Annotated in this window: 5 protein-coding genes; 4 read left to right on the plus strand and 1 reads right to left on the minus strand. The window is 40.7% G+C overall.

Going from position 1 to position 13,465, the window contains the following annotated elements:
* The 3 genes from ABZA00_RS12955 to ABZA00_RS12965 form a co-directional block, all read left to right on the plus strand.
* Positions 1 to 925: DUF5011 domain-containing protein (locus ABZA00_RS12955; protein WP_372882585.1), on the plus strand; the 925-nt coding region annotated here is incomplete at its 5' end.
* 1,697 nt (positions 926 to 2,622) lie between these two features.
* Positions 2,623 to 5,091: a DUF5011 domain-containing protein gene (locus tag ABZA00_RS12960; RefSeq protein ID WP_372882586.1), complete on the plus strand. Its 2,469-nt coding sequence runs from the start codon at positions 2,623 to 2,625 to the stop codon at positions 5,089 to 5,091.
* Between the two features lie 820 nt (positions 5,092 to 5,911).
* On the plus strand, positions 5,912 to 9,007 hold the full coding sequence (locus ABZA00_RS12965; RefSeq protein WP_372882587.1) for a right-handed parallel beta-helix repeat-containing protein: 3,096 nt from the start codon (positions 5,912 to 5,914) through the stop codon (positions 9,005 to 9,007).
* Positions 9,008 to 9,580: 573 nt separating this feature from the next.
* Here the strand turns inward: ABZA00_RS12965 and ABZA00_RS12970 are convergent.
* Complete coding sequence (locus ABZA00_RS12970) at positions 9,581 to 10,960, minus strand: hypothetical protein (protein ID WP_372882588.1); 1,380 nt, start codon at positions 10,958 to 10,960, stop codon at positions 9,581 to 9,583.
* Between the two features lie 591 nt (positions 10,961 to 11,551).
* On the opposite strand from ABZA00_RS12970, the gene ABZA00_RS12975 reads away from it, so the two are divergent.
* Complete coding sequence (locus tag ABZA00_RS12975) at positions 11,552 to 13,015, plus strand: oligosaccharide flippase family protein (protein WP_372882589.1); 1,464 nt, start codon at positions 11,552 to 11,554, stop codon at positions 13,013 to 13,015.
* Positions 13,016 to 13,465 lie beyond the last annotated feature (450 nt).

Here is a 13,465-nt window from a genome sequence, read left to right on the forward strand (position 1 = left end):
AGAAACTGGTTGGAGCAGTGGCAATGCCATGGCCTTTATCTTCACCGGCTCTGGAAGAAGGGTTGCAGAAGCCTATGAAGGCGATCAGGCTGGAGCACCGCTGCTTTATATTGAATATACAACAGATAGCAGTATGATCGCGCCGGTTATTACCCTGCTCGGGAACAATCCGCTTACCCTTAATCTCGGTGATAACTTTATCGATCCCGGCGCAACCGCCCAGGATGATGTCGATGGCGATATCAGTGGCGCAATCGTGTTCAGCGGCAGCGTGGATACCAACACCGCAGGCACGTATGAGCTGACCTACAGCATTACCGATTCTGACGGCAACAGTGCCTCAGTGACCCGCAATGTGATAGTCAGTGATGGAAGTTCAGAAGTTATCGTGCTTCAAAGCCGGGTTTCAACAGGTAATGATGATGCTAAAGAACGTCCCGGCGGCAAAATGTATCTCACCAGTTCCGATCTTGAGTTGGTTCTGGATAGTAATGCAATGCAGACGATCGGAGTTCGCTTTACTGGTCTGTCTATTCCGGAAAATGCGTTCATCACCAATGCCTATATCCAGTTTCAGGCCGATGAAATTGATACCCTTTCGGATATTCAGCTTAACATAGTTGCCCACAGCACAAGCAATGCACCTGGCTTTACCACGACAAACTATGATATGAGCTCCCGAACTAAAACCAATGCGTCCGTATCATGGGCACCTGCCGCATGGAGCACTATAGGAGAGGCAGGAGAAGCTCAGCGCACTCCTGACTTATCTGCAATCGTACAGGAAGTCGTCTCAGAAACTGGTTGGAGCAGTGGCAATGCCATGGCCTTTATCTTCACCGGCTCTGGAAGAAGGGTTGCAGAAGCTTATGAAGGCGATCAGGCTGGAGCTCCGTTACTGCATGTGGAATATTCGATCCTGTAAACGTGTATATTTTTAATGCAGGAAATTAATCGCGAATAAAATTTTCATCTGGATACATTGCGACTACTATTGCATGAGCGAATAGCAGCAAGGAATTTGCCCACATGGATGTGAAAAACCTTATAATTTTTATCATTATACTCAATAAATTTACGGTATAAATCTCACTCATACACTTCGCTCTACCAGACTGCGGAGATGAGTAACATCGTTTCGTTTGCTTTCTGATATAGAAAAACAAAAAAGTAGATAATTGCTATCAGCTGCTAAGTGAATCTTTGTCGAATTACCGCATCGGCTTTTTCCAAGACGTTCAGGTGTTGCAGCCCTGTATTATCTTGGTGAGTCCTAAACCATCAACATCTCCCATTAAAGCCTTCATGTCGTGCTAAAAAATTGAATAAATGAGATAAAATACCTTTCTTATGTTAAAGGTTAAGCATCTAAAAATAACGTTCCAGTTGCCAAGTTCTACGAGCAAACTCCATCATGGTTCTAAGGCGACGGTGTATTTATTCTAATGTACTTCTCTGCTCAGCTTTATTATAAACTTTTCATCATATGAGGTAACTTTATCCTCCACCTATCAATTAACATTTTTCTCGCTACACTGAGAGTTCAGTAGCTTGGACTGATCTTTTTCTAAAAAGTAATTTAAAACCTTATAATCTCAATACAGAAGATGTTTTTAAAAAAGCCTATGAGAAACCTCACCTTTTATGAAAAAAAACATTTATACATTAACAATGTGTTGACAGAGGTGTAACACTAACACAGAGAAAAATTGATGTTTATATTACAGAAAATAAAATTTCTGCAATACTTTATGTGAGTGGCGACTTTTAAAAGAGCTTATTTCCTGTTCTTGTAACATAACTCCTATACAAATTATCCACTCAACGCGAAAAACATATTGTTATAATGTAAGTGGTTTTCTATAAACTTGTCCGTTGCTTAGTTAGGTCTAAATGATTATTAGAGAATTAAAGTCTACCCTATTTTTAGCTTAGTGGTGTTTATCAATCTTAATTAGATGGCTCAATACTGACAGCTAAAAATATCGACAACGGTTTCAAGGAATCAATAATAAGGATATTTATCTTGTAATGTGATTATTTGAAGGTGTTAGTATGAAATGCTTCCAGAAAGAGCTTTCCCGTATTGGAATTGTTATGGATGCGATTCTATTTAATTCTTATATTATTACTGTGACTTTACTAGGCATCTCTCTGCTCATGGTTGCCCCACGATTGATGGCCGATGAAGTGGAGGCTAACCTCATTCAGATTATTGATGCCTCTAATTTCCCCGCCCCAGATACGTCAGGTATCATCTACATTCCTTCTCAAGATGCTTTTTTGGTAACAGACTCTGAAATCAACGAAATGGCTATTTTTCAGGGCTTCAATGTGTTCAAGGTCAACATTAACGGCAATCTGCTTGAAACCTTTTCTACGCTCCCGTTTTCCAAAGAGCCTACCGGTATAACAGTCAATCTGTTGAACAATCATTGTTTCTTTTCTGATGATGACCGTAAGTCAATCTACGAGATAGATCCGGCGGATGATGGCTTCTGCCTCACCGCGGACGACATTGTCACTTCGTTCACCACAGACAATCATTTTGGAAGTTCGGATCCCGAGGACGTGACTTATGGTCTTGAATCTCTCTTTATAGTTGATGGTAATAATAATAGAGTGTACAGGATTAGTAATAATAATGGCGTATTTGATAACGTAACAGAAAACAATTTGGTTGATAGTTTTGATACAAAGAGCCTGGGGGTAACTAATCCTGAAGGGATCGTTTTTGATTCAACAAATGACTCTTTATTTATCGCAGGCCACCATGAACAGGCAATTATTCAGACCACCACATACGGAATACTGTTACGCACTATTGACATATCAGCTATCAACGCCGACAAACCATCTGGACTAGCGCTGGCACCCAGTAGTGAAGTTCCGACAACCACCAATCTATATATGGTAGCACGCGGTGTTGACAACAATAGCGATCCTAATGAAAATGATGGAGCTATATACGAACTAGAGATTCCCACAAACTTAACCCCCTTAAATAATATGCCTGTAGTTTCGACAGGTGAAAATCAATCAATTATACTGCCGGTTACTGCCCAGCTCAGTGGCAGCATTTCCGATGATGGTAAGCCTAATGGTTCTTTGATCGCAACATGGAGCAAACAGAGTGGGCCGGGACAAGTCAGCTTTACAGATCCCCACAATCTAAATACCGAGGTCTCATTCTCAATGGCTGGCACTTATGTACTGCGCCTTACGGGGTATGATGGAGATCTATATAGTTTCGATGATCTGTCAATTGTTGTCACCAGTCACATCCCTGTGATTATTCTGAACGGTACCAATCCAATGAATCTAAATCTCGGTGAGACCTTCAGCGATCCGGGGGCAACAGCGATGGACGATGCGGATGGTGATCTGACCGCTTTTATACAGAGCACCTCAAATGTAGACACTTCCAATGTTGGTATCTACCAGGTTACCTATACTGTGACTGATTCTGACGGCTACAGTGCATCGGTCAACCGCCGTGTTGTAGTCAGTGATGGAATTTTCTCTCTGCAAAGCAGAGTTTCAGCAAGTACAGATGATGCCGAAGAACGTCTAGACGGAAGAATGTATCTTACTAGTTCCGATCTTAACCTGGCCGCTGATAAACAGCTTCAGACAATTGGAGTTCGTTTTAGCGATCTGCCTATTCCAACAACTGCTATCATCACCAAAGTCTATATCCAGTTTCAGGCAGATGAAACTGACTTCCTATTGGATACACAGCTTAACATAGTTGCTGAAAGTACAGACAATACACCTGTTTTTACTGATACAGACTACAATATCAGCTCTCGCAACAAAACCAATGCGTCCGTATCATGGGCACCTGCCGCATGGAGCACCATAGGAGAAGCAGGAGAAGCTCAGCGCACTCCAGACTTGTCTGCAATCGTGCAGGAGATCGTCTCTGAAACAGGTTGGCAGAGTGGCAATGCCATCGCCTTCATCTTTACTGGTACAGGGACAAGAACTGCTGAGGCTTATGATGGTGAGCAAGCGGCCGCACCGTTGCTATATCTGGAATATACAACAGATAGCAGTATAATAACGCCGGTTATCACCCTGCTCGGTGACAATCCACTTACCGTCAATCTCAATGACACCTTCACCGATCCCGGCGCGAATGCCCAGGATGATGCCGATGGCGATATCAGTGACGCAATAGTGATCAGCGGCGCGGTGGATACCAACACCGCCGGCACCTATCTGCTCACCTATAGCGTCACCGATTCCGACGGCAATAGTGCATCAGTGACCCGAGAGGTGATTGTACACGGAAACACCGTCCCCCCAGTTATCACAGTGCTCGGGGACAATCCACTTACCGTCAATCTCAATGACACCTTCACCGATCCCGGCGCGACTGCCCGGGATGATATTGATGGCGATGTCACTTCAGAGATCGTAATCAGCGGTACAGTGGATACCAACACCGCCGGCAGCTATGTACTGACTTACAGCGTCACCGACTCCGACGGCAACAGTGCGTCGGCGACCCGCAATGTGATAGTCAGCGATGGAACTTCAGAAGTTATCGTTCTACAAAGCAGGGTTTCAGCAGGAGCGAATGATGCTAAAGAGCGCATAAATGGCAAGGTGTATCTCGGCAGTACCGATCTTGAGATGGCCTTTGACAATAATTCGCTGCAGACAATCGGAGTTCGGTTTATCGATCTATCTATGCCTGCAAATGCAATCATCCACAAAGCCTATATCCAGTTTCAAAGCGATGAAATTGATACTCTCTCGGATATTCAGCTTAACATCGTTGCCCAAAGCACAAGCAATGCACCTGAGTTTACCACGGCAGACTACAATATAAGCTCCCGAACCAATACCAATGTATCCGTATCATGGTCACCCGCCGCATGGAGCATCATAGGAGAAGCAGGAGAAAATCAACGCACTCCGGACTTATCTGCGATTGTGCAGGAAATTATCTCAGAAACAGGTTGGAACAGTGGTAATGCCATGGTCTTCATCTTCACTGGTACAGGAAGAAGGGTTGCAGAATCTTACAATGGTGACCGTGCGGGAGCGCCGCTGCTTTACGTGGAATATTCGAGCGAGTAAACCTGTGTTCTATTTTAAATTTAGGAAATTAACTGCGAATAAAATTTCACTTGAAGGTAATCTCCAGGAATTTTACGATCGCGAGACAGCTTAAACTACTTGAAGACTCAGGGGCTCGCTCAAAGGCCAGATCAAGGCAAAATATGTAGAGCACCGTATTCCCTTTTCAAGTATTGTACACAGAGCTGGATTTTGGGCTAAGCTTACGAAAAGTAATTTATAGTTATATAACGTCAATATAGAAGGCACTCAAAATCTTCTGAGGATCGCATTATTTCTATAAAAAAACACACGAATACACCAAAAAATTGGCTTGGAAGTGAATTAACGACAAGGTAGAAATTAATGATAAAGTAGTAAAATGCTTTTTACATTGCAGAAAATAAAATTAGTACAATACTTTAATGTGAGTGGTGGTTTTTAAAAGAGCTTATTTTGCGGTTTTTATAACATAACTTCTTTCCAATTTACCTGCTCAATGCAAAAAGCATATGACCTTAGTGTAAATAATTTTTCTATAAACTTTGTTTTGTTTGTTGTTTAGTTTAGGCATAACTGATTATTCGAATTATAACCCGCCCTATTCTTAGCTTAATGGTGTTTATCAATCTTAATAAGATGGCTCAATACTGACAACTAAGAATATCTATGACGGTTTCAAGGAATCAATGATAAGGATGTTTATCTTGTGATTTGATTATTTGAGGGTTTTATTATGAAATGCTCCCCGAAAGAATTTTCTCGTATTAGACTTGTTATAGATGCGATTGTATTCAATTCTTATATTAAAGTTGCAACTTTAATAGGTATCTTTTTGTTAATGGTTGTCCCTCGATTAATGGCCGATGCAGTAGAGGCTAACCTCATTCAAATTATTGATACCTCTAATTTCCCAGCACCAGATACAGCAGGTATCGTTTACCTCCCTGACCAGGATGCTTTTTTAGTCACAGATTCTGAAATCAATGAAATGCCGATTTTCAAAGGGGTCAATGTGTTCAAGGTCGACCGTCACGGCAGTCTGCTTGGAACATTTTCAACCATTCCGTTTTCCAGTGAGCCCACCGGGATAACAATCAATCCTTTGAATAACCATTGCTTCTTTTCTGATGATGATCGTAAGTCAATCTACGAAATTGATCCAGGGGATGACTCCCTTTGCCTCACCGCGGATGACTTTGTCACTTCGTTCGCCACCGACAATAATTTTGGCAGTTCAGACCCTGAGGACGTAACTTACGGCCTGAACTCTCTATTTATCGTAGATGGTATTAATAAGAGGGTGTACAGGGTTATGCCCGGCCCAAATGGCGTATTTGATAACGTATTAACAGGGGATGATTTAGTTAGTAGTTTTGATACAGAGAGCCTGGGAGTGACAGATCCTGAAGGTATCGTTTTTGATTCAACTAATAACACTTTGTTTATCGTGGGTAGCCGCGAAGATTTAATCATTCAGACATCCACGGAAGGACTATTGTTGCGCACTATTGATATTTCTAGTATCCATCCCACAAGGCCCACTGGACTTGCTCTGGCACCTAGCAGCGATAACCAGTCAATGACCAGCCTGTACATGGTGGCTCTCGGTGAAGACAATGATAGCAATCCAAATGAGAATGATGGCATGATTTACGAGCTGCATATCCCTGCATTCATGCGGGGAAATGCGATGCCTGTAGTTTCAGCCGGTGAAGAGCAGTTGATTACACTGTCAGATAATGTCCTGCTCAATGGTAGTATTTCCGATGACGGGCTGCCTGATGGTACACTGAGTGCGACATGGAGCAAACAGAGCGGCCCGGGGGAAGTTAGCTTCGCAGATCCTAACAGCCTTAATACCACCGCTTCTTTCTCGGTGGCAGGCAATTATGTACTGCGCCTCACGGGTTACGATGGCGAACTACATAGTTTCGATGACCTGTCAATTATTGTAGTCAAAAACGAAACATCAGAACTTTCTGTTCTGAATAGCCGGGTTTCAGCAAGTACAGATGATGCCGAGGAGCGGGCAAACGGTAGCATGTATCTTAACAGTTCTGACCTTGAGTTAGTCTTAGAGCATGATCTGCAGACAGTAGGTGTGCGTTTTACCAATCTGACTATCCCCGAGAACGCAGTTATCACCAAAGCTTATATCCAGTTTAGGGTAGATGAAACCTCTCCGGAAAGTGCGCAGCTCAGCATTTATGGTGAAAGCACAAACAATGCGCTTGCTTTCGACAATACAAAATACAATATTAGTAGCCGAAACAAAACCAACGCATTTGTATTCTGGGAGCCCGCTGTTTGGAACGCCGTCGGAGCAGAGGGAGAAGAGCAAAGCACCCCGGATCTGTCAGCGATTGTACAGGAGATCGTCTCCGCAACCGGTTGGAGCAGTGGCGATGCCATAGCCTTTATTTTCACGGGTACAGGGCAAAGAGTTGCCGAAGCTTATGATGGAGATCAGACTGGTGCACCGCTGCTTTACATCGAATACCGATATAATGGTGGCGCCACGCAGCCGACGATAGAATTAAAATCACCTTCTGATGGTGACGTCCTTTCCGGTACCATCAACTTACAGGTTGATATCAGCGATGATTCTGAAGTAACCAGCGTTCAATATCAGTGGGACAGTCGAAATATAGGTTCCCCTGTTACAGAATCCCCTTTCAATTTAATCTGGAACACAGCTGAAATAGGCGATGGTTTTTTTACCCTGACCGCAATCGCCACTAATTCAAAGGGTGATACAACAGAATCTAACTTGGTAGTTGTTCAGGTCGCAAATGAAGTGAGCAGCTCGAATCCGACAACTCCCCCACCATCTCCACCATCTCCACCATCTCCACCATCTGGCGATACCCTAAATGTACCTGAACAGTATGCAAGCATTCAGGCAGCTGTGGATGCCGCCAAGTCAGGAGATTTGGTACTAATTGATCCAGGAATTTATACAGGTGGAATTAAAGTTTCCTCACAAGGAATTACAATTGCGTCTAGGTTTATGTTTTCAGCCGATGCAAGTGATGTAAAAAATACGATCATTAAAGGAGGGACTCCCGTTATTTTGGTTGATGGCAGCGCAGGCGATACCAGAATCATTGGCTTGACCATTATGAATGGAACGAAAGGTGTGCAGTGCTACGCGTTCTGCGAAGTTCTGAATAATTTTTTTGATAACGTCGGTTCAGATGCAATGAGTTTAGAGGGCACAGGCGGAAAAATTATCGCAAATGAATTTATTGGTTCTGGCGATGACGCCATTGATCTTGATGGCCCCGGCGAAACATGGATTTCTGAAAACAACATTAAGGGATGCAAAGATGACGGTATAGAGATTCGTAACTTTGACTACTCAGGGCCAATTATAAACGTTGTTATACGTAATAATTCAATTGATGACGTGGGCGAAGATGGACTGCAGTTAATCGATTATCCAGCGAATTCAAATAGAATTTTTACTTTTGAAAATAATCTGATCACCAATAGTGACGATGCAGGAATAGGTTTGATGGCCAACGGGGCCACTGTGGAAAACCTCAGCGCAGCAAGTGTGCCTGAGAGGATCTATGTTTTTAATAATACCATTGTTGGCAACAAAGTAGGATTATCAGGAGGGGACAATCTGGTTGCAGTAAACAATATCTTTGCTGATTCGTCACTCTACGCGATAAAGGGCGTTAACGGCAGTTCAATAGCCGCCTATAACTTATACTACAATACTAACGGTAACATCTTTGATTCAAATATCACTCAAGAAACCATGTTAAATGCAAATCCGATGTTTGACAGTACTTATCAATTACAAGATGGTAGCCCTGCCATTGACAGCGGTACGCAGGAATTTGTCTATGAGGGAGAAACAGTTTTACAACGCAGCAGTTTTCTAGGTGAAAATCCAGACTTGGGAAGTATTGAAAGCAAGTGATTTGTTAAAAAGAAAAACGTATTACAAACGCAATGGTAGTAAACAAATAATCTTATTAAGCTATACCATTGCGTTAATAAAATAGATTTATTATTCAAATAGTTAAGCCCCTGAAAATTATTCTATGTAAGCGCAGTTTTTAATGATCAAACGCATCGTCCTGTTCACAATATAGTTCGCTTTTCTAATGTCCTCAGGATAAATTGTAAGCTTTAAAGTTACGCCAGTGTGCGCGTCATGAACGATTAATTTAAGGGCTATTTATAAATGGAATCCCGAAAATACGGTGGCATGGAGTCATTTAATCTTCGCGAATAAGATTCTTTTATTGGTAAAGTTTAAGCAGAATGATAGTCGAGATAAACGATGAAATTGATTGAGTCAACACGAGGATGAAACAGCCTGGTGATAACTTGCTGCATAACTATTAGATTATAAATAAGCAGCACACCGTTATTATGACAGCTTCCCTATTTTTGTACGAAAATCATACTTCCCAGTGTAAAGACCTGATCAATTTTACTGGTTAAAATCAAAAAATAATATCGTTTTTTCAATTCCAATAGACAGCTATTACTCAATCAAACGCCCTTTTCTACGGCGTCTAAGGAGAAATGCTGACGCGACGAATAATAATAGAGTCATGTCAATGCTGCCCCCACCTCCCCCGCCCGCTGGAGCGGAAACATTAATTTTCACAACATCGAAATTATATCTTTCACCATCGTAGCCGGTGAGAACCAGTTCATAATTGCCTGATACCGAGAACGAAACGGTGGTATTGAGGTTGTTAGGCTCTGCGATGACAACTTCCCCCGGGCCGCTATATTTGCTCCATAGTGAAGTCACCGCATCATCGGAAATACTGCCACTAAGCAGAACTTCATCTGGCAGTGTGATTGATTGATCTTCTCCGGCGGAAACCACAATCCCCTCGGCGTCCAGGATGATGGGTAGTACAGGGATTTCTAACTCATAAATCTTACCGTCATTTTCATTTGGATCCTCCACATTGTCCAGTCCACGATCAACCATGTAAATCCTGGTAATTGACGGATCCTCGCTACTGATTACCAGCGCAAGTCCGGATGGATTAATCGCGTCGATAGCTGATATGTCAATAGTACCCAGCAGCACTCCGTACGTGGTGGTCTGAATGATTAATGGATTTTCATGCCCCACGATAAATAGGGTATTATTTCTTGAATCGAAAACAATGCCTTCAGGATCTCCTATACCTAAGCTCGCTGTATCGAAGCTATTATAAAGTTCATCATCATTTGTTAATACATCTGCGAAGGTTCCATTTGAGGGAATCATTCTGTAGACTTTATTATTAACACCACTCACAAAAAATAGAGATTCCTCGCCGTAAGTGACGTCCTCTTGATCCGCTATTCCAGTACGAAACGGAGTGATACTATCGTCTACGGTGAAACAGAGGCCATCAGTGCCGGGATCAATCTCGTAAATTGACTTGCTGCCGGTATCATCAGAAATAAAACAATGATTATTGTCTGGGTTGATTGTAATCCCGTTAGGCTCATCGGAAAACGAAAGCAGTCCAGAAGTGATAAAAGGATTATCAACACCATCTATGCAGGGACCATCATTTTCGCATTGAATCGTTGTAAAAGTACCAAGTACTTTACCATCACGGTTGATCTTGAATACATTAACGCCCTTAAACATGTCCAACTCATTAACTTCTCCGTCAGTAACCAAAAAAGCGTCCTCGACGGGAAGGTAGACAATACCTGACGGGTCCGGGCTTGGGAAAATAGAGGTATCAATACTTTGAATAAGAATAGCTTCTGTTTCGTATGCCATTAATCGACCGGATGGTATTGCCAGGGAGATGCCCACTAAAATCGCAGTTATCGCATAAGAATGGAATCGAATCACCTTCAAAACTATTTCAATATAAGAAAATCCTCTCTGTATACATGTCATAATAATCCCTTGAATTAATCACGTGATAATAGCAGTATACGGGAAATAGATCTGAAACCACTTAATTTCTCAGCACCTACCTCTCATTTTGATTAGTTAACCTCAGCTCTGGATAAGCAAATCGATACAATACCGCTATTCCCACATATTTCTGCGTTAAATCATCTACCAATAGCCGGCTATTGCTACGATGATTCGCCTTGAACTACACAAAACTAACGGCACTGTATAATATAAAACGTTAACATTATGATATTAAAAGCAATGACGCTTTCATTATCCAGAGTTGAGGTTAGTTATAAACACACCACCAAGATCGAGTTTAAAAATGAATGAAGGACAGAAAAACAACAAATAGAAGCCTACAAACGCTCGTTATTTTCTATGCTAACGATGTGAGATTTATTACTACTTAGCATTAAGCAGTCCTGCCAGCGTCTTGAATTCAAATGAAATATCATTGATTTACAGATGGCAATAAACAATAAAATGAGTCTCATTGCGTAAAATTAGCAGTTCAGTCAGAATATGACTACTAATTGTTCAAAATATGCCTACTATTAGGAATAAACCATAAAAGAGAGCACCTAAATGTCGATTAAGATACAAGCTTTAATTTCAAGTGCCTGGCATATGGGTGCAGCCATGGTGAACAAAGTTATTATTTTACTAGTATATGTGGTGATTGCCCGCTTTATAGAAATCGAAGAATTTGGTTATGTTGCCTTCGCATACCTGATATTTCAATTTCTTTCTCTTTTTATCGGTGCAGGAATCAAGGAAAACTTGGTTAAACGCGATCACTGGGATGATGAATATGCCAGTTCTGCTTTTTGGCTTGTATTGCTGATTTCTCTTATTATCAGTGGCTTGGCTGTTATTATTATCCCTCCGATAATTATTTACTTTTACAATAAAGATATGGCTAACATATTTATTAGTATGAGTTTTATTCCAATAATCAGTGCATTTAGAATTATCCAAACTGCAAAAATGGAGAGAGATTTTTTATATAAAAGTTTGGCTATCAGAAACGTTTTAGCTTCAGTTATAGCGGGGATAGTTGGAATTTATTTAGCAATTGAGGGGTATGGCGCATGGGCCTTAGTTTATAATAAATTTATTTTTGCTATTGTAAGTGTTTTATTGCTCTGGTGGCTATCAGGTTTCATTCCTAAACTCAAGTTTTCTACAACAGATATTAAAGAGCTTTATAAGTTTAGCCTGCCTATTATGGGAGTTGAGATCATTACTTTCTGGCAGAGCAGGGTCATTGACTTTATTGCGAGTATCTTTTTAGGACCGGCTGCTTTTGCACTAATGGATGTAGGCAGGAAAATCATTAATACTTTTTATCTGGTAGTGTTGAGTCCTTTAAGAAATGTATCACTTTCTTTGTTGTCACGGGTCAACGATAAAGAAAAGGATCTTACCTATATCAAAATAGTTTATCTGGTTTCCTTTTTTGTTTATCCCCTTATTACTGTTTTAGGTTTACATTCTGAATATGTCATCACATTGGTTTTTTCTGATAAGTGGCATGACAGTGTTGAGATAATGGTCGTTTTTAGTTATGCCGTTTATCCCTTTGTCGCTAACTGGTTTTCGCATACATTGATGATTTCCTATGGACAGACATCTTTATTATTTAAAATAAACGTAGCCAGTATGATTTTAATGCTGATAGCCGCCTTAATCAGCTTTCCGTTTGGTTTAAAAGCACTGGTGATGGGACAGGTGGTTATAGAATACTTATTATTGTTTGCCAGAATATGGATATTGTATAAATTAATCGCCTTTGATTATAAGAAATTTTTCAGATACCAGACACCCGTTTTTCTAATTGGCTTGTTCTGTATCTTCATTTTTAATTTTTCAGGAAATTATTTTTTGATGGAAAATAATTTGTATGGTTATGCGATTTCTTTCACCTCATGGATAATTTTATATTACGCCTGTATTTTTTTATTAGACAAGCATTACTTCAAAGAATGCTATAGATTAACCTTTTCGTATGCGTTAGTTAAATTCCGGAGAAAACCATTAAAAAGCTAAATATTAACTAAGTTTCTATTATATGTTGCTATTCACGTAATAAATTGATTATTAATGTGCACTTAGTCATTCATTTTGTTCTGTAACTCCTTTTCAGACGATGTAAATAAAGAGACGTGAAATTTTAGGATTACAGGCGACAACATTAAAATGGAACAGAATTACTGTTTTGTAACAGAATGAACAATAGAAAACTGCATTACCAACGGTCCAAAAGCGTTATGATGAGTCAAGATTGATGAGATGCTTGAACTTCAATAATACCAAATCCGATAATTATCTATTCATTTATGCTTGTTAAAATGAATGCTAGCTAGTTCTCATCCAGAAACGTTAACATACTGAAATATATAAAAAAACAGGCAAAAAAGAAGGAAAACTCCGGTAGATTTACTATAATTAATAGTGCTAACCAATTGATTACATTAAAAAAACCGGAGTTTGGAATGC

Origin of the sequence: Psychromonas sp. (assembly GCF_041586535.1) — a bacterium.
Classification (GTDB): domain Bacteria; phylum Pseudomonadota; class Gammaproteobacteria; order Enterobacterales; family Psychromonadaceae; genus Psychromonas.